This window comes from Neobacillus niacini (genome assembly GCF_031457145.1).
Lineage (GTDB): Bacteria > Bacillota > Bacilli > Bacillales > Cytobacillaceae > Neobacillus > Neobacillus niacini_J.
On the sequence record NZ_JAVDVZ010000021.1, the window covers coordinates 13,573 to 39,642 of the forward strand.

General features: G+C 38.2%; 24 protein-coding genes and 1 other annotated feature. Of the genes, 18 read left to right on the forward strand and 6 right to left on the reverse strand.

Annotated features, from left to right (window positions below):
- The first annotated feature begins 34 nt into the window (after positions 1-34).
- Together modA and modB are read left to right on the forward strand one after the other, a co-directional pair.
- Positions 35-841, forward strand: coding sequence for a molybdate ABC transporter substrate-binding protein (gene modA, locus J2Y03_RS27055; protein ID WP_310200197.1), 807 nt, complete (start codon positions 35-37; stop codon positions 839-841).
- A 1-nt stretch (position 842) separates the two neighbouring features.
- Positions 843-1,499 carry a molybdate ABC transporter permease subunit gene (gene modB / locus J2Y03_RS27060; protein WP_310200199.1) on the forward strand — a complete coding sequence of 219 codons (657 nt, stop codon included), beginning with the start codon at positions 843-845 and terminating at the stop codon, positions 1,497-1,499.
- Positions 1,500-1,618: 119 nt separating this feature from the next.
- Here the strand turns inward: modB and J2Y03_RS27065 are convergent, their stop codons facing one another.
- Positions 1,619-2,287: a GntR family transcriptional regulator gene (locus J2Y03_RS27065; protein ID WP_132096980.1), complete on the reverse strand. Its 669-nt coding sequence runs from the start codon at positions 2,285-2,287 to the stop codon at positions 1,619-1,621.
- 423 nt (positions 2,288-2,710) lie between these two features.
- Here J2Y03_RS27065 and J2Y03_RS27070 point away from each other — a divergent pair, with 423 nt between their 5' ends.
- The 4 genes from J2Y03_RS27070 to J2Y03_RS27085 are packed head-to-tail and all read left to right on the forward strand — an operon-like array spanning position 2,711 to position 6,731.
- Positions 2,711-3,727, forward strand: coding sequence for a zinc-binding alcohol dehydrogenase family protein (locus J2Y03_RS27070; protein ID WP_310200202.1), 1,017 nt, complete (start codon positions 2,711-2,713; stop codon positions 3,725-3,727).
- A gap of 51 nt (positions 3,728-3,778) precedes the next feature.
- A complete protein-coding gene (locus J2Y03_RS27075; protein WP_310200204.1) occupies positions 3,779-4,828 on the forward strand; it encodes a TRAP transporter substrate-binding protein in 1,050 nt (349 codons plus the stop codon).
- Positions 4,829-4,884: 56 nt separating this feature from the next.
- Positions 4,885-5,457, forward strand: a complete 573-nt coding sequence (locus tag J2Y03_RS27080) for a TRAP transporter small permease (RefSeq protein ID WP_132096983.1) — start codon at positions 4,885-4,887, stop codon at positions 5,455-5,457.
- Entirely contained in the window at positions 5,454-6,731 is a 1,278-nt protein-coding gene (locus J2Y03_RS27085; protein ID WP_132096984.1) for a TRAP transporter large permease, read from the forward strand. The genes J2Y03_RS27080 and J2Y03_RS27085 overlap by 4 nt, the downstream gene beginning before the upstream one ends.
- A 341-nt stretch (positions 6,732-7,072) precedes the next feature.
- On the opposite strand, the gene J2Y03_RS27090 is transcribed toward J2Y03_RS27085, so the two are convergent.
- On the reverse strand, positions 7,073-8,119 hold the full coding sequence (locus J2Y03_RS27090) for a nuclease-related domain-containing protein (RefSeq protein ID WP_310200209.1): 1,047 nt from the start codon (positions 8,117-8,119) through the stop codon (positions 7,073-7,075).
- A 16-nt stretch (positions 8,120-8,135) separates the two neighbouring features.
- On the opposite strand from J2Y03_RS27090, the gene J2Y03_RS27095 reads away from it, so the two are divergent.
- From J2Y03_RS27095 to J2Y03_RS27105, 3 genes are read left to right on the forward strand one after another with little or no spacing between them, the layout of a single operon-like run.
- Positions 8,136-9,113: an ABC transporter ATP-binding protein gene (locus J2Y03_RS27095; RefSeq protein WP_310200211.1), complete on the forward strand. Its 978-nt coding sequence runs from the start codon at positions 8,136-8,138 to the stop codon at positions 9,111-9,113.
- Positions 9,110-9,913: an ABC transporter permease gene (locus tag J2Y03_RS27100; RefSeq protein WP_310200213.1), complete on the forward strand. Its 804-nt coding sequence runs from the start codon at positions 9,110-9,112 to the stop codon at positions 9,911-9,913. Before J2Y03_RS27095 ends, J2Y03_RS27100 begins: the two co-directional genes overlap by 4 nt.
- A 6-nt stretch (positions 9,914-9,919) precedes the next feature.
- Complete coding sequence (locus J2Y03_RS27105) at positions 9,920-10,702, forward strand: ABC transporter permease (protein WP_310200215.1); 783 nt, start codon at positions 9,920-9,922, stop codon at positions 10,700-10,702.
- A gap of 24 nt (positions 10,703-10,726) precedes the next feature.
- Here J2Y03_RS27105 and J2Y03_RS27110 read toward each other — a convergent pair whose 3' ends face one another.
- Entirely contained in the window at positions 10,727-10,981 is a 255-nt protein-coding gene (locus tag J2Y03_RS27110) for an alpha/beta-type small acid-soluble spore protein (RefSeq protein WP_132096988.1), read from the reverse strand.
- 105 nt (positions 10,982-11,086) lie between these two features.
- Positions 11,087-11,295 (forward strand) — a binding site (T-box leader).
- Between the two features lie 54 nt (positions 11,296-11,349).
- Here J2Y03_RS27110 and argS point away from each other — a divergent pair.
- From argS to J2Y03_RS27125, 3 genes are all read left to right on the forward strand, one after another.
- Entirely contained in the window at positions 11,350-13,044 is a 1,695-nt protein-coding gene (gene argS / locus J2Y03_RS27115) for an arginine--tRNA ligase (protein ID WP_310200217.1), read from the forward strand.
- Positions 13,045-13,121: 77 nt separating this feature from the next.
- Positions 13,122-13,586 carry a DinB family protein gene (locus J2Y03_RS27120; RefSeq protein WP_310200219.1) on the forward strand — a complete coding sequence of 155 codons (465 nt, stop codon included), beginning with the start codon at positions 13,122-13,124 and terminating at the stop codon, positions 13,584-13,586.
- A 256-nt stretch (positions 13,587-13,842) separates the two neighbouring features.
- Positions 13,843-15,024 carry a NupC/NupG family nucleoside CNT transporter gene (locus J2Y03_RS27125; protein ID WP_132096991.1) on the forward strand — a complete coding sequence of 394 codons (1,182 nt, stop codon included), beginning with the start codon at positions 13,843-13,845 and terminating at the stop codon, positions 15,022-15,024.
- 27 nt (positions 15,025-15,051) lie between these two features.
- Here J2Y03_RS27125 and uptA read toward each other — a convergent pair whose 3' ends face one another.
- The 3 genes from uptA to mgtE all read right to left on the reverse strand — a co-directional run bounded on the left by uptA (position 15,052) and on the right by mgtE (position 18,441).
- Positions 15,052-15,648, reverse strand: coding sequence for an undecaprenyl phosphate transporter UptA (gene uptA / locus J2Y03_RS27130; protein WP_132096992.1), 597 nt, complete (start codon positions 15,646-15,648; stop codon positions 15,052-15,054).
- A 93-nt stretch (positions 15,649-15,741) separates the two neighbouring features.
- Positions 15,742-16,926, reverse strand: coding sequence for an FtsW/RodA/SpoVE family cell cycle protein (locus J2Y03_RS27135; protein WP_310200223.1), 1,185 nt, complete (start codon positions 16,924-16,926; stop codon positions 15,742-15,744).
- A 156-nt stretch (positions 16,927-17,082) separates the two neighbouring features.
- Complete coding sequence (mgtE, locus tag J2Y03_RS27140) at positions 17,083-18,441, reverse strand: magnesium transporter (protein WP_310200225.1); 1,359 nt, start codon at positions 18,439-18,441, stop codon at positions 17,083-17,085.
- Between the two features lie 313 nt (positions 18,442-18,754).
- Between mgtE and J2Y03_RS27145 the strand changes: the two genes are divergently transcribed.
- From J2Y03_RS27145 to uvsE, 6 genes are all read left to right on the forward strand, one after another.
- Complete coding sequence (locus J2Y03_RS27145) at positions 18,755-19,531, forward strand: hypothetical protein (RefSeq protein WP_310200227.1); 777 nt, start codon at positions 18,755-18,757, stop codon at positions 19,529-19,531.
- Positions 19,532-19,660: 129 nt separating this feature from the next.
- Complete coding sequence (locus tag J2Y03_RS27150) at positions 19,661-20,743, forward strand: D-alanine--D-alanine ligase (RefSeq protein WP_310200229.1); 1,083 nt, start codon at positions 19,661-19,663, stop codon at positions 20,741-20,743.
- Between the two features lie 208 nt (positions 20,744-20,951).
- The gene (locus J2Y03_RS27155; protein ID WP_310200231.1) at positions 20,952-22,331 is read left to right on the forward strand and encodes a UDP-N-acetylmuramoyl-tripeptide--D-alanyl-D-alanine ligase; all 1,380 of its coding nucleotides are present in this window, start codon (positions 20,952-20,954) and stop codon (positions 22,329-22,331) included.
- A 92-nt stretch (positions 22,332-22,423) separates the two neighbouring features.
- Positions 22,424-23,113, forward strand: coding sequence for an alpha/beta hydrolase (locus tag J2Y03_RS27160; RefSeq protein WP_310200233.1), 690 nt, complete (start codon positions 22,424-22,426; stop codon positions 23,111-23,113).
- A gap of 359 nt (positions 23,114-23,472) precedes the next feature.
- Positions 23,473-24,972 carry a DEAD/DEAH box helicase gene (locus tag J2Y03_RS27165; protein WP_310200235.1) on the forward strand — a complete coding sequence of 500 codons (1,500 nt, stop codon included), beginning with the start codon at positions 23,473-23,475 and terminating at the stop codon, positions 24,970-24,972.
- 100 nt (positions 24,973-25,072) lie between these two features.
- Complete coding sequence (gene uvsE, locus J2Y03_RS27170) at positions 25,073-26,035, forward strand: UV DNA damage repair endonuclease UvsE (RefSeq protein WP_310200236.1); 963 nt, start codon at positions 25,073-25,075, stop codon at positions 26,033-26,035.
- Positions 26,036-26,070: the final 35 nt, after the last annotated feature.

Here is a 26,070-nt window from a genome sequence, read left to right on the forward strand (position 1 = left end):
ATTAGTTATAACTAGTTTGAAAGGGAGAGAAAAAATGAAAAAACTTTTATTTTTTTCGATGATGTTATTTTTACTAGCAGTGGCTGGATGTTCATCCAATGAACAAACGAAAAAGCCTGAAGAGAAGAAACAAGAAGCTCCTGCAGAGAAGGTGGAGTTGACCGTTTCAGCAGCTGCTAGTTTACAAGATGCCTTAAATGAGATTAAAACAAGCTTTGAGAAGGAAAATTCTAATGTAACAGTAAATTATAACTTTGGAGCTTCAGGAGCACTCGGGCAACAAATTTCTCAAGGAGCACCTGTTGATCTCTTCTTTTCTGCTGCTGAGGACAAATTTGATAAATTGGTGCAAGACGGACTAATCGAAGAGTCAAAGGGAATAGATTTAGTTGGAAATGAACTAGTATTAGTGGTACCAAGCGATTCAAATAAAGAAATCAAAGCTTTCGAGGACCTTACGAAAGCAGATAAAATGTCCATTGGTACTCCAGAAGCAGTGCCGGCAGGACAATATGCGAAGGAAACATTAGAAAAATTAAATGTATGGCAAGCCATTGAAGGAAAAGTGGTATATGCAAAGGATGTTAGACAGGTGCTTACATATGTGGAGACGAACAATGTGGACGCAGGAATTGTCTATAAAACAGATGCATTGATTTCTCAAAAGGTTGAAATAGCAGCAACCGCAGCTGAGAATTCTCACGCTCCTATTATTTATCCTTTGGGAGTGATTAAGAATAGTACCCATGCTAAAGAAGCCCAATTATTCTACGATTATCTTCAAAATGAAAATTCGATGAAGACTTTTGAAAAGTATGGGTTTAAAGGTCTAAAAAAATAAAATGGCAACTGATTTTTGGTCACCGATCAGACTATCCGTTGAGATAGCCTCTGTCTCTGGAATATTGGTTGTAGTTTTTGGGTTATTTTTAGGGAAGGTTATGGCTAATAAAAAATTCAAAGGGTTAGCCTTAATTGAAACGGTTTTCCTTTTACCGTTAGTATTACCTCCTTCTGTTGTAGGTTTTTTGTTAATTGTTATTTTTGGCAGAAATAGTCCCGTAGGACAAATGTTAGAAGAATTGTTTAGACAGCCTGTTATGTTTACGTGGTGGGCTGCCGTGATTGCCTCTTCTGTTGTAGCTTTCCCTCTTATGTATCAATCTGCTAAGACAGGATTTGAATCGATTGATGAGGATATTGAGAATGCAGCGCGTGTTGACGGGGCAAATGAGTATAAGTTATTTATGTTTGTTACCATTCCTCTCGCATATAAAGCAATCATTTCGGGTGCAATATTGAGTTTTGCAAGAGCATTAGGGGAGTTTGGAGCTACTTTAATGTTTGCTGGAAACATCCCAGGAAAAACCCAAACCATTCCAACCGCAATATATGTAGCCATTGATTCAGGTAATATGGAATTGGCCTGGTTATGGGTGGCGAGTATAATGGTTATTTCATTTTTAATGTTAATTTGCGTACACCTGATGAAATCTTGACCCGTTATGACTTAGAAAACCTCAAAGGCACAATTAGCAATAATCCGCTCATTGTGCCTTTTTGTGTGCAAAACTTCCGATTAACTCCTGTAAAAACCGTTCTTGAGAATTTGAAGGAATTATTTTGCAAAATCGTTCCAGCATAATTCAGACTCTTTTTTTAGACTTTCGATATGAAGCTTTAATACTCCTAGGAAAGTAGGGAGATTTTGTTCCCGCATGGCTTCAACTAAACGATGATGGTGACTATGTCTTTTAATTGTGCTTTCAAGTGAGGTTGGATGCACAATACGAGACAAGGCAACATGTGTATTTAGAGAACTATAAATATCCTTGATTTTATTATTATTTGACCATTCGACTAAAGCTTTATGAAATGCAACATCTAATTCAACATACAACTCAAAAGGGAATGGATTTACCTCTATTAACGAATCCATTTCTTCTACAATATTTTCCCATTCCTCAAGTTGAGTATCGGAGACTGTGTGGATTATTTTCTGTGCTGCCCACATTTCTATCATTAAGCGTGCATCAAGGACTTCAATAAAATCAGTAAATTGCAATTGTGTGACATAGGTTCCTTTACGAGGGACGATTTCGAGCAGGCCCTCATGAACAAGCTGATTAATAGCGCTTTTCACTGGAGAACGACTTACTTCGAAATCGTCTGCAAGCTTATAAATATCTAGTTTGTCACCTGGTTTGTATTTTCCATCGATGATTTTCCCCCTAAGTGCCTTATAAACCTGGTTGGTTAAAAGTGAAGTTTCGATTTCACTAGACAATCTCTATTCACCTCCCTTGATACTTTATGATGTAATGTGTAACATGTCACAAATGAATAATAGTAAATATAAGTAAAATTAATATACAATAAAAATTATAATGAATGATCTGCAAAACGTCAATTTTTTTAAAAGGAGATCTTTTATTATTCAAGACTAAGTATGGAGATAATAGATTTCTGTATTCTATGTTAACTTTATTTATCAGTTAATTCGAAAAAATGTTGACAATTAATTAGAAGGCATTTATTCTAAAAATGTGAAGTGTAACATATCACACTTCACGAAGAATATAAGATGTTTTTAAATGAATGAATTATGTTATGGATTGAATGTAAACGCTGCCACAAGGGGATGGTTCAATGTCTGTAGACACAGTTATTTTTTCATTTAGATTTCAAACGGAAAAGAGAGGAAGACAACATGAAAAGTCTTGTTTGTGAAAAACCTAATCAGTTTGTTATGAATGATGTTAAAAAGCCTTCTATAAAAGACGGTGAAGCATTGATTCGTATTCGTCGTGTTGGCATATGTGGAACGGACTTTCATGCCTATCGGGGACGCCAGCCGTATTTTAGTTATCCGCGGGTTTTAGGTCACGAATTGGCAGGGGAAATTGTCGATATCCAAACCAATCAAAAGAATTTCGTTATTGGTGATCAAGTAACGATGATTCCTTATCTTGAATGTGGAACATGTATTGCATGCCGTAATGGAAAACCTAATTGTTGTACAGAGTTAAAGGTCTTGGGGGTACATACGGATGGTGGTATGCAGGAATATATGACGATTCCCGTTTCTCACTTAATGAAAACTAATGATATCACATTAGAAGAAGCAGCTACAGTCGAATGCTTGAGTATTGGTGCACATGCGGTGAGACGTGCGGACATTGAACCCTCTGAATTTGTGGCTGTCATCGGTGCTGGGCCGATTGGTTTAGGGGTAATGAAATTTGCTAAACTAGCCGGAGCAAAGGTGATTGCTCTAGACGTGAATGAAAAGCGGTTAGATTTTTGCGAAAATTGGGCGGATGTTGATTATGTAATCGATGTTGCTTCCTCTGATGCCATTGAAGAAATCAACAAAATAACAAATGGTGATTTTGTAAACGTTGTCTTTGATGTTACTGGCAATGTAAATTCAATGAATAACGCATACAAATATGCTGCTAATGGAGGACGACTTGTTTTTGTTGGACTTGTTCAGGCAGATATTTCTTTCCCCGATCCAGAGTTTCATAGAAAGGAATTAACTCTATTATCAAGTCGAAATGCAACAAAGCAAGATTTTGAGTATGTGATTCAAACCATTAAACAAGGGCAACTTAATACCAATGCCTTTATTACCTCAAAAACTTCATTTGAGGAAATTATTGGGGAATTTGAAACCCTATCTAAACCAGAGTCAAACACAATAAAGGCAATGATTACATTCTAATTCAGTTAAGCACGGGAGAAACACACATTAAAATAAAGGGGAGATAAGGTAATGAAAAAGTGGAGTATGATTTTAGCAATCGTTTTTATGATCACAACTATATTAGCTGCTTGCGGAAGTAAATCTGATCAAGCATCGGGTAACAAGGATAGTAAGGGTAGCGAGGGCAGTAAAGACCAATCCTTTACAATCAAAGTAGCCAATTACTACGCAATCGATCATCCACAAAATGTTGCATTGAAGGAAAAATTTAAACCGCTAGTTGAAGAAAAGTCGGGTGGAACGTTAAAAGTAGAAATCTACGAAAATAATAAACTAGGCGGGGAAAAAGAGTTTTATACGGGTGTTCGTAATGGGACAATTGAAATGGGGATCCCTGGAATGATTATGCAGGCGGATGTTCCTAAAATGGGCGTTATTGAAAGACCCTTCTTAGTAAAAGATTTCAAACATGCAAAGGCAGTATTAGATGGTCCTATTGGAAAAGAAATGACGGATGAGCTGGCGGAGGTTCATGGTGTTCATACGTTAGCGTGGACTGCAAACGGCTTTAGAATGGTTTCATCGAATCGTGAGGTTGCTAGTATGGATGATTTTAAAGGACTTAGACTGCGTATGCCTAATACACCTGTGTTTGTAGAGTTGGGTAAAGCATTAGGAGCCAATGTCTCACCAATGCCGCTATCTGAAGTATTTACAGCAATGGAACAAAAAGTGGTTGACGCTCAAGATAATCCAATTGGGGTTGTAAAGTCTTCTGGTTTTTATGAAGTTCAAACACATATTTTAGAGTCACGCCACGGCTTTACTCCAAATGTACTTATTGTAAACCAAGCCTTTTGGAATAAGTTATCTGATAATCAGAAGAAGGCTGTAGAAGAGGCAGCGAAAGAATACGCTGATTACGAGTGGAAGCTATCTGAGGAAAACTACGAATCTGATAAAAAGTTCCTCGCTGAAAAAGGGATGAAATTTGTTACTCCAAATGAAAAATTCCTGAATGAAATGGAAAAATCTGTTCAGCCAATGTACGAATCTTACTATAAAGAATATCCGTGGGCAAAAGAAATGGTAGAGAAAATTAAACAACAGGGAAATTAATCATAATGAAAGAGTAAGGGTTCTGAAGGAACCCTTCTCTACTCTTATGTAAGGGGATGTGTTTAGTGGAAGTATTGATCCAAAGGGTTTATTCCTTCTTAAAGTTAATCATCGCACTATTTCTTTCACTTATGGCGATTTTTGTATTTGGAAACGTTGTATTGCGCTACGCTTTTAATTCAGGGATTACCTGGTCAGAAGAAGTATCGCGTTTTTTATTTATCTGGTTAATTTTCTTAGGTGCCATTCTAGCCTTGAAAGATAATGAACATTTAGGTGTAGATTCAATTGTAAAAAAGTTGCCTTTAAAAGGAAAAAAGATCGTTTATGTAATTAGCAATTTACTAATGATTATTACACTTATCCTCATATTTGATGGCAGTTGGAAACTAACAATCATTAACATGGACCAGTCGGCACCAGCTACCGGTATGTCTTATGCCTATATCTATATGATTGGAATGGTAATGAGTGTTTGTATGGGTCTCATTATTATTCTAAGGTTGTTCCGTGCTTTATCAAACAAAATGAGTGAAAGTGAATTTGTCATGACGACGGACTCTGAAGAACTTGTCGAGCAAATGGAGCTTGAACATACGAAAGATGGAAAAGGGGAGAAGATGTCATGACATTGGCCGTTTTTGTAGGATCACTTCTGGGTGTAATGGCGTTTGGCGTTCCCATTGCTTTTGCTCTTTTGCTTAGTGGTATCATCCTTATGTTATTTATGGGTAATTTTGATACGCAAATTTTAGCTGCCAACTTAATTGATGGTGCGGATAATTTCCCGCTTATGGCGATTCCCTTCTTTATCCTGGCAGGAGAGTTAATGAATGCAGGAGGAATTTCCAAACGTATCATTAGCTTAGCGATGGCCTATGTAGGCCATATTCGTGGTGGATTGGGGTACGTAGCTATTATTGCGAGTGTTTTGTTTGCCGGATTATCTGGTTCAGCTGTAGCGGATACAGCAGCACTTGGTGCCATTCTGATACCGATGATGGTAAGTGCAGGGTACAATCGGAACCGTTCTGCAGGGCTAATTGCAGCGGGAGGAATTATTGCACCCATCATTCCACCTAGCATTCCGATGATTGTATTTGGGGTGACAGCTGGAGTTTCCATTTCTAAGTTATTTATGGCTGGCATCGTACCGGGGCTGTTACTTGCAGTAGCTTTAACCATAACATGGACAATTGTAGTCAGAAAAGATAAGACAGTTGCCCAGCCACGTAAGACGGCTAAAGAGAAATGGGCAGCAACTCGTTCTGCCTTTTGGGCATTACTTATGCCACTCATTATTATCGGCGGATTACGGGGTGGTGTTTTCACACCGACCGAAGCGGCGGCAGTGGCTGCTTTTTATGCTTTGTTTGTTGGGTTGGTTATCTATCGGGAATTAAAGTTAAAACAACTTTATGATGTATTAGTGGTTGCAGCTAAAACAACTAGTATTGTCATGCTTTTAGCCGCAGCAGCCATGGTATCTAGTTGGTTAATCACAGTGGCCAATATACCAAGTCAACTTATCACATTGCTAGAGCCATTTATGGATCATCAACTTTCGTTGCTTATCATCATCAATTTAATTGTCCTTATTGTTGGAACGGCAATGGATGTAACGCCAACTATATTAATTCTTACTCCAGTACTTATGCCTGTGGTCACACAAGCAGGAATTGATCCAGTATTTTTTGGGTTATTATTCGTATTGAATAATTGTATAGGCCTTTTAACACCACCAGTTGGAACAGTTCTTAACGTTGCGGCAGGGGTAGGGAAAATTAGTATGGATGATATTATGAAAGGGGTTTGGCCATTTTTAATTGCAGAGATCATTATACTTATTCTATTAACTCTTTTCCCAGCGCTGGTTATGGTTCCGTTAGAATGGTTCCAATAAGAAAGTAGAAAATGAAATAATTGAGGATGTCATTAAAGTATAATTTTTTAGTGGCATCCTTTTATCGTAATTTAGGTAATAGAATGTAAAAATCGAAAAGTATTATTAAATTGAGATAATTGGTGACCGAAACAGCAAGGAAAAAAGAAAAGAGGTAACCAAGAGAGGGTATTGGTGACCGAAACAGCAAGTAAAAAAAGAAAAGTGGTAACCAATAGAGGTTATTGGTTACCAAAGTAGCAAGTGAAAAGATAAATTGGTAACCAATTCAGCAAGGGAAAGTGGTTCCCAGTTTTTTCATTAATAAAAGCGGTCAATTAAGGAACCATTTTTTAACTCGGTTACATTTTCTCATAAATAGACCATTGTCCATAACCTACAGCTTTAAAGTTCTTCTTTAAAATCGTCCGAATCGTCTTTCTAGACTCTACCACTCCACACCAGTCATGAATAATATTAGTGGTGATTTTTAAGTCTGGAAAAAGCAGCATTAATTCTTCCACACTCCGTACAACAGCTGATTCAACCTCCTCCTCAAAGCCACAATCTTTACATGTAACTTTCCTTTCGCCACAAGCAATATGAAAGGAGCTACAGATAGCACAAGTGGACCCTTTTCGCAGTGAATGGTATTCATAAGAGGGTAATTTCGGATACGGAGATTCAATGATATGATCCGCTATCATTTTATCAGCCAGTTTTCGCTGCATCCCATTTAGGTTTGATGGCTTTGAGTTTAGTTTTTTCATAAAGGAGCTTAGCTGTGGAGGGAAAATAATTGAATCGTTTTGGGGAGCTTGATATAAGAAGAATTTGGGATTGATAAAAACCAGATAGGGTACAATTCGAAAAGAGAACCCATTTTTTTTCAGATATTGTTGGAGTAACGTTTCAGCTCTCTTTACTTGGTGTAATGGATTCGTGATTGGCGTTTTTGCACCACAAAAATGAAACTCACCATCCTTGTAAAAATAATTACCTTCAAAATTTTTTATTTCACAAGGGAAAATGGTGTCTTGAATGATCAGGGAGGAATCAATTTGAAATTTTGAATGATTTATTTCGAGCATTAAATCGTTCAGAATATACATTTCGCAATCTAGGGCAGCCGTCAATAGGTCAAATGCTACTTCCCCTTCATATCCTTTCTTCAAGTATAAATACTGCTTCGCTTCGTCTTCCGTTAAGTTCATTCGTGTGTTGAGAAATCCTAATAGCTTTAATAAATCTGATTCAGTTCTAGATTTTAAGAAAATAAACCACGTCCTTTCTACACTAATAATAAAGAAATTTCCCCAACCAAGCTGTGACAATTTATCTACAAAAAACAATTCAAAAAATTCTTGACACTCTTCTGCGTAGAATGGTATTATTTTCCTCTGTGACAAAAAGGGAGGGAACCATTTGATAAAAGTAGAAGGCATAACGAAATCCTTTAAAGTAGCGAAGCGCTCCACTGGATTACTGCAAGCCACAAAGGCTCTTTTCCACAGAGAACATACCATCGTAGAAGCCTTAAAAGATATCTCGTTTACAATCGAACCCGGTGAAATTGTCGGATACATCGGACCGAATGGTGCAGGAAAATCAACAACCATTAAAATTATGAGCGGAATACTTGTCCCTGACGGTGGGAATTGCAGCATAATGGGCTTCACGCCATGGAAGGAACGTACCCAGTATGTAAAAAATATTGGCGTTGTCTTCGGTCAACGTTCTCAGCTATGGTGGGATGTTCCGGTTATCGATTCATTTGAGCTATTGAAAGATATATACAAAGTCCCGCCACAAGAATATAAAACTACATTAGACCTGCTCAACGAAACCCTAGAATTAAAAGACATCATAAACGCTCCTGTCCGACAATTAAGTTTAGGTCAGCGAATGCGTTGTGAAATTGCAGCCTCCTTACTACATAATCCAAAAATCTTATTTTTAGATGAACCAACGATCGGACTAGACGCCGTTTCGAAAATTGCTGTCCGGCAATTCATCAAAACAATCAATCAGGAAAAGGGTGTGACAGTCGTCCTTACCACCCATGATATGAACGATATCGAAGCTCTAGCCAATCGGGTGATATTAATAGGCAAAGGGAGTTTACTGTATGATGGGAAGTTAGAGGAATTAAGAAGACGTTTTGGAACACATAAAACCATTACGGCAGACTACCGTAAAAACACAAACTCCATTGATATACCTGGGACAACCATCATACACTGGTCTCCTGAACACGCTGTCCTAAGCATCGATACAGAACAAATCCTTACCTCGGATGTTATTGCCGAACTATCCAAAAAGGTGGACCTATTAGATGTGACGATTGAATCCCAGCCCATTGAAGACATAATCGTCCAGCTTTATAAGGAGTTCCAAATATGAAGGTATATGCATCGGTTTTAAAACTTCGACTTCTAATTGGTATGCAGTATCGAGCAGCAGCGTTAGCTGGGGTGGCGACGCAATTTTTCTGGGGATTTATTTCGATTATGGTATTTGAAGCCTTTTATGAACATGCGGCGATTACACCTCCCATTTCTTTAAAAGAACTAATTACATACATATGGCTTCAGCAGGCATTCCTAGCTTTTGTCATGCTCTGGTTTCGTGACAATGAGTTATTTGATTTAATTACAAGCGGGAATATTGCCTATGAGCTTTGCAGGCCAGCAGATTTATATGGTTTCTGGTATGCCAAACTTCTGGCACAGCGGTTATCCAGTGCGCTATTGCGCTGTTATCCCATCTTAATTGTGGCTTTCTTTTTACCAAAGCCCTACAACATGACACTTCCTCCAGATGTAACAACCTTTATCTTATTTGTTATTACCCTATTATTAGGCTTACTTCTCTTAGTGGCCATTTCAATGTTCTTATATATTTCTGTATTCGTGACACTATCTCCAATGGGGTCACTGTTGATATTTGGGGTTCTAGGGGAATTTTTTGCAGGGTTGATTATCCCCATTCCACTAATGCCGATGTGGCTTCAAAAAATAGCATTTGTTCTGCCATTTCGCTGGACAGCTGATTTTCCATTTCGTGTTTATTCCGGGCATATACTTCAAACAGAAGCACTAATAGGAGTTTTCATTCAATTAGGCTACCTTTTAGGTCTCCTATGGCTTGGAAAACTGGCATTTAACGCCGCATTAAAAAGAGTCGTTGTTCAGGGGGGATAATAGAAAATGAGCCTTTATTTTAAGTATCTGCAAATATTATTTAAATCGCAAATGCAATACCGGACCTCGTTCTGGCTGCTATCAATTGGACAGTTTTTCATTCCATTTTCGGTTTTTGCGGGACTCTATTTTTTATTTGAACGTTTTGGGCAAATAAAAGGTTGGGAGTTCTTTGAGGTCGCCCTTTGTTTTGCTGTCATTCACATGGCTTTTTCGTTAAGTGAATGTTTTGCTCGGGGATTTGACACTTTTTCCAGTTTGATTATCAAGGGAGATTTCGACCGTGTACTAGTACGCCCGCGAAGCACATTCTTGCAGGTGTTAGGATCTAAATTTGAATTTACCCGGATTGGGAGGCTTCTTCAAAGCGCCATCGTCCTCCTGTGGGCTTTGAGTAATCTTCCTATCGAATGGAGCTTATTTAAGGCTGTTACTCTGCTTTTCATGGTTACTAGTGGTGTCTTAATCTTTACCGGTATTTATATGCTTGCTGCTACGATGTGTTTCTGGACAGTTCAGGGTTTAGAGGTCGCCAATATCTTTACCGATGGCGGCAGAGAGATGGCTCAATATCCGTTAAATATTTACCAAAAGTGGGTGGCCCGAATATTCACCTATGTCATCCCTTTTGGAACCGTCAATTATTTGCCTTTACTATTTATTCTTGGGAAAACAGAGGGAAACGAGATCTTATATATGCTGACTCCTGTCGCAGGCAGCCTCTTTATTCTTCCCTGTTTTCTTGTATGGCAATTTGGGGTCAGGCATTATCGTTCGACCGGGTCGTAAGAAAGCAGTGGGTGGACCCACTGCTTACCTTTTTTTAATCATGTTTTCCTGTGCCATTTTAACCAGCTCACGGACCATGCTGCCGCCTAGTCTGCCGCCAACCTTACCTGCTTGCTGTGAAGTGAGTTGACCGTTGTAACCTTTTTTCAAAGGAACACCAACCTCTTCTGCAGCCTCAAACTTTGCGTTCTCAGGATTTTGTGCCTGAACGACCTTCGCCTTCAAGGCATCTAATCCATTTCTAGCCTCAGGGACAAGAATTTTATTTCTTCTGGCCATGATGATATCCCTCCTTTACGTTAGGGTACCCATAATGTAAAAATAATCAGTAATGACTGGATAAATCCTTATTTATCCAGTATAATAACAACAAAATCAAGTCGGAAAAAATCAATGAAAAAGAGAGTAGTTTTCTGTGAAGTCAAAAGCGAGTCAGGGGTGGTGGGAGCCTGGTACGGAGCAGGGGATGAAGCGCACTTTTGAGATGTCTGCCTGAAAGCAGTAGGGTAGACCGGAGTAATTCTCCGTTAACAAGCCAAGCTGGTTCATTTGAACAAGTAGAGTGGTACCGCGAGTTAACTCTCGTCTCTTCATTATAGAGACGGGAGTTTTTTGTTTTTTAAAAGAGAAAAATAGGAGGTCATAATATGTATTATAAACAGGAGCTTGCTGGGATATTATTTGAAATCCTGAGTCACGAAATGGATGTTAAAGAGCTTGAAATGCTAATCGAAAAGCCAAAAAGTCAGTTGCATGGTGACTTAGCCTTTCCGTGTTTCACATTAGCAAAATTAAAAAGAAAATCTCCAAATGTCATTGCGCAAGAATTAAGCGAGAAGATTCAATCGCCAATATTTGAAAAGGTAGAAGTGGTGGGTGCCTATATTAATATCTTTTTAAATAAAAAATTGGTTTCTGAAGCTATAATAGCTGAAATTACTAAGCAAAAGGAAGAGTATGGTGCACTTAACATTGGAAATAACCGTAATGTAACCATTGATATGTCATCACCCAATATCGCAAAGCCGTTTTCGATGGGGCATTTACGTTCAACCGTTATCGGTAACGCCCTAGCTTTCATTGTGGAAAAATGCGGCTATAAGCCAATTAGAATTAATCATATTGGTGACTGGGGAACACAGTTCGGCAAGTTAATTACGGCTTATAAGCTTTGGGGAGATGCAGAAAAGGTAAAGCAAAACCCCATTAAGGAATTATTAACCCTCTACATTAAGTTTCATGAGGAAGCAGAAAGTGATCCTTCACTTGTCGAGCAGGGCCGGAGCTGGTTTAAACGTCTTGAAGATGGTGATGAGGAAGCATTATTGCTTTGGAAGTGGTTTCGAGATGAGTCCTTACAAGAGTTTTCAAGAATCTATGAATTGATGAACGTCCAATTTGATTCCTTTGCAGGGGAAGCTTTTTATAATGATAAAATGGACCGAGTCGTCAAGCTGCTAGAGGAACAACAACTGCTGGTTGAATCTGACCAGGCTCAAGTGGTAGAACTAACGGATGAGGGATTACCTCCTTGTTTAATTAAAAAGTCCGATGGAGCCACCCTTTATGCCACCCGTGATTTAGCCGCAGCCCTTTATCGGAAGGAAAACTATAACTTTGATTTGTCTTTATATGTCGTAGGGAATGAACAGAGTCTTCATTTTAAGCAGCTAATTGCCGTTTTAGATAAAATGGGCTATCAATGGGCAAAAAAAATGGTCCACATTCCTTTTGGGATGATGCTTAAAGACGGAAAGAAAATGTCGACACGAAAAGGGAAGGTTGTTTTATTAGAAGAGGTCTTAAATGAATCGATCGCGATGGCGAAAAACAGTATAGAAGAAAAAAATCCTAACCTCACGGACAAAGATACAGTAGCGAAACAGGTCGGCGTAGGGGCCGTGATGTTTCATGACTTAAAGAACTTTAGAATGAATGATATTGAATTTTCACTGGAAGAAATGCTTCGCTTTGAAGGGGAAACGGGTCCTTATGTACAATATACGTTTGCACGCGCATGCTCCATTTTGCGTAAAGCAACTTGGCAAACAGGAACGGACATACAAATTTCTTCAACAGCCTGGGAAAAGGAATGGAAGGTTGTCGTTCTACTGACAGAGTTCCCAAATGCGATTAAAAGATCATTTGAGCAGTTGGATCCATCTCAAATTGCTAAATATATTGTGGACCTCGCGCAAGCCTTTAATAAATATTATGCAGAAGTAAAAATTCTTGAAGAAAATGCCGAGCAGCAGGCCCGTTTAGCACTCGTCTCTTCTGTAACGATTGTTCTGAAGGAAGGGCTGAGATTATTAGGGATTGAAGCCCCGGAAGAAATGTAATAACAAATAGTTAAAAATTGGTTGATATTGGTATAGAATAAAGAAGTGTGATAGGGAAAAAGAGGAGGAATAAAAGGATGAGCCAATTGTTGTTTAATAATATGGGGTTAACAAGAAGTTTTTTTATCAAGAATGTTGAGGCACTAGAAGAAGGTCTGGTTGGCATACAGCCTGAAGGGTTTAACAATAATATTCATTGGCATATTGGGCATGTGTTAACGACTGCTGAGAGCTTTATGTTTGGATTTCCTAAAAATACAAGCCATTTACCAGCCAACTATTTGGAACTATTCGCTAAAGGGACAAAACCAGCAGATTGGCAGGGAGATGTACCTTCTGTATCAGTCTTAACGAGTCAGTTGAAAGACCAATTAAAAAGAATGAAGGAGATTCCAGTTGAAGGCTTTAGCAAAAAGTTGGAAGAGTCTTTTCTAGGTCAGGAAACGTTTGGCGAACTTATTAATTTTGTTCTATTCCATGAAAACCTGCATTTGGGGCACATTCAAGCTATGAAACGTGTTATTGAAAAAGCGGAAAAATAGTAATCTATATCAAATTGTTTTCACAAGCCACCTTTCTGGTGGTTTTTTTATTTATAAAAGAGTAATTGAAAGGAGGGGCGGAATAATAAAAAAGTGAAAATCCTGAATTTTACTACTATCACTCAATCGATTGACACTAAATATTGGTACTTTTATAATCTACTTTGTAATAGAAAGTGTCGATATTTGTCGGAATTATTAGTGATTTCTTCATTTTTACATCATTGATAGAACATCATGAATAGGAGAGATATTTTTGAAGTATATAATGTTTCTGGCTGCAATTGCAATCATCTTTTTGTTAGCATATATCGTGAGTAACAATAAGAAACGAATTAAGGTTAAACCGCTTGTCACAATGCTAGTATTACAGTTGATTTTTGCTTTTTTGCTGCTAAATACAGAAATCGGTTTTGTGATTATTACAGCAGTCTCAAGTTTGTTTGACCATCTTTTAAGTTATGCTGCAGAGGGAATAAACTTTGTTTTCGGAGGAATGGCTAACGAAGGTACTGGTCCATTTTTCTTAAACGTTCTTCTTCCAATCGTATTTATTTCTGTATTAATTGGAATTGCTCAGTATATTAAAGTCCTGCCGATTATCATTCGTTATCTCGGCTTTATTTTAAGTAAGGTGAATGGTTTGGGTAAATTAGAATCCTATAATGCAGTTGCCTCCGCTGTTTTTGGTCAATCAGAGGTGTTCATCTCGGTGAAAAAACAGCTTCCTTATATTCCTGAACACCGTCTTTATACTTTATGTACTTCGGCTATGTCAACAGTTTCAGCCTCGATATTAGGGGCGTATATGACCATGATAGACCCAAAATATGTAATCACCGCACTGGTATTAAATTTATTTGGCGGGTTCATGGTTGCCAATATAATTAATCCCTATGATGTATCAGATGAAGAAGATATCATCAATGTTCAAGAGGAAGGAAAGCAAACTTTCTTCGAAGTTATTGGTGAATATATTTTGGATGGATTCAAAGTGGCGATCATCGTAGGAGCAATGTTGATTGGTTTTGTTGCGATTATTAGTATGATTAACCATGTATTCGAAGCCATTTTCGGAATCAGCTTCCAGATGGTCCTGGGATATGTTTTTTCACCGCTTGCTTTTATTATTGGGGTACCTGCAGCAGAGATGGTGGAGGCTGGTACGATTATGGCAACGAAATTATTGTCCAATGAGTTTGTAGCGATGATGGATTTAGCAAAAGTAACCGATTCTCTATCCAGTAGAACAGTCGGGATTATTTCCGTATTTCTTGTATCCTTTGCGAACTTTTCATCGATTGGAATAATCTCAGGTGCCGTAAAGGGTCTGAATGAAGCAAAAGGTAATCTAGTAGCAAAGTTTGGATTGAAATTGCTTTACGGTGCAACACTTGTAAGCTTATTAACCGCTGCGATAACGAGTATTATGTTATAAATCTGTAAAAAAAACAACCACTCGAGCTTAGTTAGTGGTTGTCTTTTTGGTTTTCTTTATTAAGTAGTAAATTACTCCGAGAATCACAGCGCCGATGAGAATTGGTAAAGTATATTGCGCTGCATATTCTTTGATATGTGACCAATTCTTCCCTAACGCATGTCCTAAATAAAGAAAGAGAATGGTCCATGGAATGATGGCTGCTACCGTATAAACAGTAAATTTTGTTGGAGACATTTTAGCAATTCCAGCGGGTATGGATATTGCATGTCGGACTACAGGAATAAAACGGGCAAAGAAAATGACACCAACGCCATATTTTTTAAACCATTGTTCTGATAGGTCAATTTGCTTCTCTTTAATAAGAACATATTTACCGTACTTTTCTAAAAATGGACGCCCACCGTAATAACCAGCCCAATAGAGGAATAACTGCGCAAAAGTCCCGCCTATGGTCCCTGCAATAATCGCGCCTGGATAACCGAGAATTCCTTCCGAAATCATATAGCCGCCGTACCCTAGGACGATTTCACTTGGAATAACTTCTATCATTAATCCTAGTGCGATTCCAAAGTAACCTAACTCGGATAAAAACTCCAATATCGAAAAAATAAATTCCTTCATACTCCACCTTCACTTTTGTAAATATTTTTGCTTTTCTTAGTTTATACCACTTCCGATAAGAAAGAAATAAAAACAGCGGAAATCTCCGCTGCTCTATTCACTACTTAGTGACCTAGATGATGAGAACATATAATTACGATGATGAAATCGAATGCTATAGACGATACCCATGGCGAACATATTACCCATCAACGAACTGCCGCCATAGCTGATAAAAGGCAGGGGAATACCTGTAATCGGAAGTACCTGAATCGTCATCCCGATGTTTTGGAAAACATGGAAGGTAAGCATGGAAATGATTCCTGTACACACATATGTATTAAACGGATCATTCGTATCCAAGGCAGTTTTAATTAAGTGATAAATTAATAGAAAGAATAGACCAATGACAATACTGCCGCCAACAAAACCGTATTCTTCCCCAATCACACTAAAGATAAAGTCCGTATGTCCTTCAGGAATATATACCTCACGATTACCAAAGCCTTTTCCAGTTATCAGCCCAGACCCAATAGCACTCAATGATTTCAACAAGTGATAACCTGAGCTGCTTGAATGATTAAATGGATCGAGCCATGCATAAATCCGATTAAATTTGTACTCCTGGACATGTAAATACTTTTCAAGGATATCCGGTCTTTGCACGACTAAATAAATAATGAAAACTCCAAGTGATGCGCCGGTGGTGAAGATAGGTAAAATAATCTTCCAGGTGATCCCCGAGACTAAAATGAAGCCCACTAAAATTGATAATAACACGAGTGACGTACCTAAATCGTTTTGCTTCATAATAAAGAAAATGGGAATGGCAGTAGTAATCCCAAATTTAATTAATAACCAAAAATCTAATTTAACTGTTTTTACAAGATGTTTTTCCTGGTGCTGGGCAGCGACACGGCTAAGTGCTAAAATTAAAAAGGTTTTTACAAACTCTGAAGGTTGGATGGAACCAAGCGGAGTAATAAACCAGCTTTTTGCTCCATTTCTAATCGGGGCTATACTTTCAGGAGCTGCTAGGACACCTATAAGTAAAATAAGCCCAAACCCATATAAATACCAAGAAAGTCGCTTGTATTGATAGCTGTCAAAAAGGATTGTAATGGAAATGATTGCTGCTCCAACGACGTACCAGAATGTTTGTCTCACTAAAAAATTATCTTCGTACTGTCCAGCAGTTTGTGCACTATAAATGCCTACACAACTAACCAGAAAAAATAAAAATAAAATTAATGTTAACGTCCAATCGAAGCGATCAACTTTTTTTGTGAAATTGTCCATATGCCACACCCAATTTTATCTGTTGTATAGTGCTATGCTAACAAAGAAAAGATTTGGTAACAATATATTTAGGAAATTTATTACAAGTACTTTACTAATATGACGATTGGAATAAAGATTATGTTTCAAAAAAATAAACACGGTCTAAGACCGTGCCTACATGAGATAGTTTAGGAACATCGTTGCGATACCAAAGTAAGTGAGTAACGAAAATATATCATTAATTGTTGTAATCAATGGACCAGAAGCTACGGCGGGATCAATATTTAAACGGAATAAAATCAGCGGGATAATCGTACCAGCCAGTGTGCCGATAATCAGTGTGAAAAATAATGAAACACCGACGACGGCACCTAAGATAAAGCTTCCCTGCCAGATGTAAGCTATGATGGAAATGAGGATTGCGCAGGTAATCCCGATGGTCACGCCAACACCGAGTTCACGGGCAATTAAACGTACAATGACTCCCTTATCAATATCATGTGAAATAAGGCCTCTTACAACCACTGCAAGTGACTGTGTTCCAGTATTTCCAGTCATGCCTGCAATCATTGGCATGAAAAAGGCAATGGCGACAACCTGCTCCAGGGTATTTTCAAAGCTGCTAATGATCCTGCCAGATATGAGACCAATAAATAAAAGCAATATTAGCCATGGAAGCCTTCTTGCCGCAGCCACAAATGTTTTAGTATCAAAGTCAATCGATTTTCCAGAGGCTGATAACTTTTCGATATCTTCATTCGCTTCCTGAATGAAGACGTCAATGATGTCATCAACGGTTACAATACCGACAAGCATATTTCCTTTATCTACAACAGGAATAGCGAGGAAATCGTATCGTTCTGCCATCCTGGCAACGACTTCTTGGTCGGTTGTGACCGAAACAGAGATAACCCGTTCGTACATAATATCATTAATTTTTTCATTGGGGTCCGCCAATAGTAAGTCGCGATAAGAAACAACACCGACCAGCTTTCTCTGTTCATCAACAACATACAAGTAGTTAATCGATTCTGCAAACTCTGCAAACGTCTTTAATTTATCAACCGCTTCTCTAACAGTATAATAATTTCGAATCCAGACAAAGCGATTGGTCATGATTCTTCCTGCCGTCTCAGGCGGATAATTCATGATATCAGTAACAGCTTTAGACTCTTCTACCTTCATACCAGAGAGCAATGACTCTTTTTTCTCAGGTGAGAGTTCGTCTAGGAGTAACGCTAAATCATCATTGTCCATAAGATCCAGAACTTTACTAGATTTCTCAATACCAAGCTTATTTAATACCTCAAGCTGTTCTTCTTTTTCCAGTTCCTGCATCAAGTCAGCAAGTACCTCGAAATTTAAGAATAAAAGAAAACGAAGTTTATGCTTTTCTGGTAAATCCTCGTATATTTTTGCGGTATCATAGGGCTGCAATTCTTCGAGGATGGTAATAAAGTCAGACTTTTTATTTTCTTTTAATAATTTTATAATATGAAGCGATATTTCGTCTTGAGTCATATCTTTAATCATTTTACAGACGCTCCTTTCTAACGGTGCGTTTTATCTTCACTATACAATTATGAAAAAAATGATTTGTTGCTAATTAGGCAGTTAATACTAGTAAGGAGTTTAAGACTAGTATATGTTATTCATAAAATAATCAAGCCAACTGTTTCAAGAGTATCACAAACATCTTTTCATTTGTAAAAGAATTGAAATAAGCTATTTGGACTATTAATGATAAAATGGATAAGGATTGGTTAATATTGGTGAACACTTTAATTCAGTAATTTTCTAACTCATTTTTATAGATTTTATTTTCCATGATTGGAGGAGTTTGGCTTTGAAAAGGCATCATCCAGACATACAGGATCTCGTCTACGTCCACTTAAATCAAAATGATCAGTATGTACTTTCATACGGGATTGAATTTTTCGAATTTGCCGCTGCTTTTTCGGGCTCCTTGAATCATTTACTGTTATTAAAGCACCGCTTTGATGATGGTGACTTTAATATGCATACTTTACTCGAATACTGTCCTGAGGACAGAATCGATAAGCTTGCGCTTGAAGATATATACGGCTACGGTGATTTTTGCTGGATCGACTTTGTTGAAGAAGAAGGGTTAAATGAACTTACTGGGCAAGAAATGGCAGAAGTATTATATTTAGGGCACCAAAAGCAGCATTTAAAACTGCCCTTTTATAATAAGCTAGGTAATCGTTTTGTTTATTTGGCTCATGATGATGGTTTTTTTAATAAAATATATTATCGAAGCTTTAAAGACTTTTTTCATCTCTTAAGTCATGCACTTTCAAGTAAATTAGGAGAGTTGAAACTTGAAAAGTCACTCCTTGGTCTTAGAAAAAAACGATTATATCCACCAATAAATAAGGAAATTCTCCTGTCTTTAACACCCTTTATTAAAGAGGGAATCTGTATTTCCTTGCGAGATGTGGATCATCAGCGTAATAGGCTGGAAATTCCAATCTGGGTGATAGGGGATTTTGCTTCAATGGATGATATGTACGAGGAATATGAACAAATTTCAGGTGAAACCTGTCATGCTAAAATTATCTTTGATAAAAAAACAAAAGAATGGAAGCTTACTGTCATCTAATCTCTCCATTTCAGTGGGGAGATTTTATTTGTGTTAGTGATAATAGGGAGTTTTTAACCAAGCAGTAGGTTTCATAAAATAATAAAAGTGTTAAAATAAAATCGTGAAATGCGAAAATGGAGGTTTACTATGAAAACAAAAATTGGTTTACTATACGGGGGAAAATCCGCTGAACATAAAGTATCCTTACAAACTGCCCTTGCAGTTATTAAGGCGCTCGATCTTGAAAAATATGAAATACATCCGATTTACATAAATGTTGAAGGACAGTGGATAAAAGGGCCTCAGCTTCATGCACCTGTAGAAAACGTCAAAGCATTGGAATTTTCAGCAGAAAATCAATTATCACCATTATCTTTGGCACCATCTCTATTTCACGGGAGTGAAAAGCAGGATAATAGAACGTTAGATGTGATATTCCCACTGCTGCACGGACCAAATGGTGAGGACGGAACAGTTCAAGGATTATTGGAATTGTTAAACCTTCCATATGTCGGTAATGGTGTTTTAGCCTCTGCGGCTGGTATGGATAAAGTAATGATGAAGAATGTGTTCGCTCAAGCAGGTCTGGCGCAAGTAAATTATGTAGCCTTTATAAGGACCGAATGGGAAAAGGCAAAAGATGCTGTCTATGCAAAAGTGGAAGAGAAACTTGGTTACCCTTGCTTTGTGAAACCAGCAAACCTTGGCTCTAGTGTAGGCATCAGTAAATGTACAAACCGCTCAGAGTTAGAAGCGGCTTTCGTTGAAGCCTTTCAATTTGACCGGAAAGTGATCATTGAGGAAGGTGTCATAGCACGTGAAATTGAAGTTGCTATCCTTGGCAACGATGAACCGAAGTGCTCGGTTGCGGGTGAAATTGTTCCAAAGAAGGATTTTTATGATTATAAAGCGAAATATGAAGATGGTGATACGGCATTAATTATTCCGGCAGATGTTACAACAGAAGAGTATCAACAAATTAACGAGATGGCTATTCAAGCCTTTAAAGCGTTAGATTGCTCAGGTCTTGTTCGTGCCGACTTCTTCTTAACTAAGGGTGGTAAAGCCTTAATCAATGAAGTGAATACGATGCCAGGCTTCACACCGTTTAGCATGTTCCCACTGTTATGGAAGCATACAGGCGTTGAGTACCCACAATTGATTGAATCTCTTGTTAATCTTGCAAAAGAAAGACATGCTGAAAAACAAAACATAAAATATACCTTCTAGATTACTTTGACACGGCATGGTGCCGTGTCTTTATTTAACGCTCTTTTCTTAACCTTTATTGCTTTTAGGAACAAAATATAAAAAGAAAAGAGCCTGCAAACTAAATTTAATCGTAAAAAAAACTAATTACACGTTAAAATCGGCTTTAAGATTTTAACATCAATATGTACAAACAGCCATATTTAAACTATTTAACCGGAGGATTAAAATGATAAAAAAAACCTTAAGACAGATATCAGAAATGATTGCTGTCAAAAATGAGATTACCTCCTTTGCTGATTTCGAAATCACAGGAGTGTCCATCGACTCTAGAAAAATTGAAAATGGAAACTTGTTTATTCCGTTTAAAGGTGAAAACTCAGATGGTCATAAATTTGTAGAAGATTCTCTGAAAATGGGCGCAGCGGCTGCACTTTGGCAAAGCGATGTGCCACATCCACCAACCCATTTACCCATTCTTATTGTAGATAATTGTCTAGAAGCCTTGCAGGAATTAGCAAGAGAATACCGAAGACAGTTACCTGTTAAAGTTGTAGGGATTACTGGCAGTAATGGAAAAACAACAACAAAGGATATGACCGCTTCCTTGTTATCCACCACCTATAAAGTTCAAAAAACAGAAGGGAATTATAATAACCATATTGGATTGCCTTTAACTGTTTTAGGCTTGGATGAGGATACTGAAATTGCTGTTTTGGAAATGGGAATGAGTGGAAGAGGGGAAATTGAATTCCTTACAAAACTTGCTTCCCCTGACGCGGTTGTTATTACTAATATTGGGGAATCCCACCTGCTTGACCTTGGATCAAGAGAAGGAATCGCAGAAGCAAAGCTGGAAATTTTGCAAGGTCTAAAAGAGGGCGGTTTGGCGGTAATCCACGGCGATGAACCGCTTCTAATGGAACGAATCAATAAATACAAAGGAAACGTACAGGTTCAAACCTTTGGAAGAAGTAACACGAATGATTTTTATCCTACAGAAATTATCCAGTTAGACCAAGGAAATAGGTTTAAAATCCATGGGTCTTCGGAAAACTTCGAACTTCCAGTATTAGGAACACATAATATATTAAATGCACTGGCAGCGATGATTATTGCTCATTACTTTGAAGTGCCTTTTACAAAAATGAACCAAGGATTAACAAACGTAAAACTAACCAATATGAGAATGGAGTTAGTTGAAGGGGTACATGGGGAAAAGATTATCAACGATGCCTATAATGCTAGTCCTACCTCCATGATGGCAGCGATTGAACTTGTATCAAACCTTAAGGGTTATGAAAAAGTCATCCTAGTTCTTGGTGACATGCTAGAATTGGGACCTCAAGAAGAACAATATCATCAACAAATTGGCGGGAGTTTAAATCCTGGAAAAATCGATTTCGTATTTACCTTTGGAAAACTAGCGGAACGTATTGCTGAAGGTGCACGCTCTACCCTTGGGAAACACCGAGTTTTTTCCTTTATGGAAAAGAATGAATTGATAAAAGAATTAGAGCAGCATGTTAATAATCAAACATTAGTCCTTGTAAAGGCATCTAGAGGAATGAAATTAGAGGAAATTGTGACAGCATTACAAAACAAATAAAGGGTAAAAAGACCAAAAATAAGACTGTATGCTAAATGCTGATAATGGAACAATAAAGAAAAATATTCATTATAAAAGCAGGTGGAGAGAACATGATTGGTTGTTTATGTATTCATGGTTTTACAGGGGCACCATATGAAGTAGAGCCGCTAGCTGAGTATTTAACGAACCATACGGATTGGATATTCAGTGTCCCAACTCTTCCCGGCCATGGCGAAAATCATTCACTAAAAGATATCCAATATCAACAATGGATTGAACATGCAGAGACTGAACTAAAGAAATTGATTGATACTTGTGATCAGGTCTATGTGATAGGGTTTTCCATGGGTGGCATGATAGCTAGCCTGCTGGCGGCAAAATACCCAGTGGACAAGCTTGTACTACTCAGTGCTGCCGCCTATTACGTGAACCCAAAACAAATGGCAAGTGAAATTAAATCAATGATTATTGACTCATTAAAAGGAAACTTGAAAAAGAATGAATTTTTTCAGCGATATAAAAGAAAAATAAAAGCAACTCCCATAAAAGCGACTTTACAATTTCGCAGACTTGTTTCGTACATTAAACCACTCCTCCCGCAAGTGGAAGTGCCAACTCTGATTGCGCAGGGAGAATGTGATGGGATCGTACCGCCAAAAAGTGCTGAATACTTATATCGGACTATTAATGCAAAGACAAAAAGGCTTACGTATATTAAGGATTCCAGTCATCATATTTGTCACTGTGAGGAAAAAGAGGCCCTTTTTTCCCAAGTGTATGACTTTTTGATGGAGCGGTAATGCTTGTATGGGATCTGTCAAAAAACCGCATTAATTGCAATCAAGGTGTAAAAGTGTTATGATTATCAGCAACGTGTCTAAAGAACGATGAATAAAGGGCATACTCCTTGAAGGAGAATGTCTTTTTTTGGTAAAATATAGATGTTACCTACTTGCGGCATTTTGATGCGTGTCTAGCTGCGCGCTTAGGGGCTATTAATCGCTTTTATACCGACGATGAGTCAAAAAAGAAACTCAGGCGTCACGCCCTATAGCGCTTTTCGCCACTGAGCGAGACGCTTTCCGCATTACTGAGTATCGGGCGAAAATATTCAGCACTTTTAAAAATATTTTCACATAGATGAAGGAGAATGAAAACATTGACAAAGTTTGAAGATTTAGGCCTAAGTCAGGCCACTTTAGAAGCTGTCCTCAAAATGGGTTTTGAGGAAGCAACACCAATCCAGGCAGAAACCATCCCTATGGGCCTAGCAAATAAGGATTTGATCGGGCAAGCTCAAACAGGAACTGGTAAAACAGCTGCATTTGGTATTCCTTTAGTTGAAAAAATCGATGTCACCAAGGATGCGATTCAAGGAATCATTATCGCTCCAACACGTGAGCTTGCGATTCAAGTATCGGAAGAGCTTTATAAAATCGGTTCAGGAAAAAGAGTCCGCGTCCTATCGATATACGGTGGACAGGACATCAGCCGCCAAATTCGCTCATTAAAGAAATTCCCACATATTATTGTTGGTACTCCTGGACGTGTCTTGGATCATATTAATAGAAAAACGATGCGTTTAGATACTGTTAATACGGTTATTCTTGACGAAGCAGATGAAATGTTAAATATGGGCTTCATTGAAGATATTGAAACGATTCTTGCTTCTACACCTTCAGAGCGTCAAACTTTACTTTTCTCAGCTACAATGCCAGGACCAATTCAAAGAATGGCTGAAAAGTTCATGCATGACCCACAAATTGTTCGTGTGAAAACAAAAGAAATGACAGTTCCAGCGATTGAACAATTTTATCTTGAAGTCATGGAAAAAAATAAATTTGATGTCTTAACACGTCTTCTTGATATTCAATCACCAGAATTGGCAATTATTTTTGGCCGGACAAAACGCCGGGTTGATGAATTATCTGAAGCATTAACATTAAGAGGTTATACAGCAGAAGGAATTCACGGAGATTTAACACAAGCAAAACGTATGCAAGTCCTTCGCAAATTTAAAGAAGGAACCATTGATGTACTTGTAGCAACAGACGTGGCAGCACGAGGACTCGATATTTCTGGTGTAACACATGTGTATAACTTTGATATCCCTCAGGATCCTGAAAGCTATGTTCACCGAATTGGACGTACAGGACGTGCAGGTAAGTCTGGTATGGCACTTACATTCATCACACCACGTGAAAAGTCTTACCTAACTGTATTGGAAAGAACTACGAAACGTAAGATGGAAAGAATGACTGCTCCAACCCTTGATGAAGCGTTGGAAGGTCAACAACGTGCTGTAGTAGATAAAATTGTGCAAACAATTGAAGGAAATAACCTTCAGTACTATAAAAGAGCAGCACAAGAATTACTTGAAGAAAATGATGCTTCAACTGTAATTGCAGCAGTTCTGAAAATGTTAACAAAAGAACCAGATACAACTCCGGTAAAGTTAACAGAAGAAGCACCGGCTCATCATAAGAGAGACAGAAAGCCTCAAGACCGTGACCGTAGAAGAAGAGATGACAATAGAAGCTATAATTCTTCACGTGGTGGTGAGCGTGGTGGCGAACGTGGTGATCGTAAAAAGGCACCCGCTAAGCCAAGAACTGGTGAAAAGCGTACTTCAGGAAAACCAAGAAGCTTTAATCGTTAATAGGGAAGAGAGCATGGACATAAAAAGTCTATGCTCTCTTTTTCATTTTAATGGTGTTTAATGGGAACAATAGTAGTACAGCTTGTTAGGAGTGATGAGGATGATTGTTAAACTTGGTTATGTAGCAATGAGTATGGAGCTTCAAAACGCATCACCGTCCCAAACGATGACATTTGCACAATTTAGCAAGATTAAAGATCGCGAGGCTGCTATTCGTAAGCTGGAGCGAATTGCCAACTCAAATTTAGAGAATTGCCTGAGGTTGCTAAAACACAATGCCGGAAACCAGATTCATTTTTTTCGCTTAAGCTCTCGGTTAATCCCACTGGCAAACCATGAGGAGCTGCATGATTGGGAGTATATACAGCCTTTGAAAGAATCGTTAAAAAAAATCGGTGACTATCTAAAAGAGCACCCCATACGAATTGATTTTCACCCTGACCATTTTGTTGTGCTTAATACGCCTAACAAGGAAATACTTGCCAATGCGCTAAAGACACTTTTAATGCACAAAAAGCTGCTAAAAGGCATGGAGATAGATACAGAACATCGGTGTGTTCTTCATGTAGGCGGCGGCTATGAGGACAAGGAGAAGGCACTTGAACAATTTATTAGTAATTGGGGACATATCCAATCTGCTATTCAAAAAATGATAATACTTGAAAACGATGATACCACTTTTACAGTAAAAGAAACGCTATACCTTTGTGAGAAGTTGGGGATACCAATGGTATTTGATTATCACCACCATTTGGCTAATCACGAAGAAGAGGAGTGGCAGCAAGACTGGGAACGGGTTGTCAACACGTGGAAGCATTCGCCGCTTGCGGTGAAAATGCATATTTCAAGCCCGCGTTCTGAGAAAGAATACCGTTCCCATGCGGATTATGTTGATCCAGATATGTTTTTGGACTTTCTTAATGGCATAAGAGGTACTGTCCCAGAAATACACTGTATGATTGAAGCAAAACAAAAGGATGCTGCTCTATTTCGATTGATAGAAGATCTGAAAGGACGAACAGGGATTAAAATCCTAGACCAATCGAGTTTTAAACTTGTTTAACAAATGGTGTTTCCTTCCGTGGTATACTACTACTA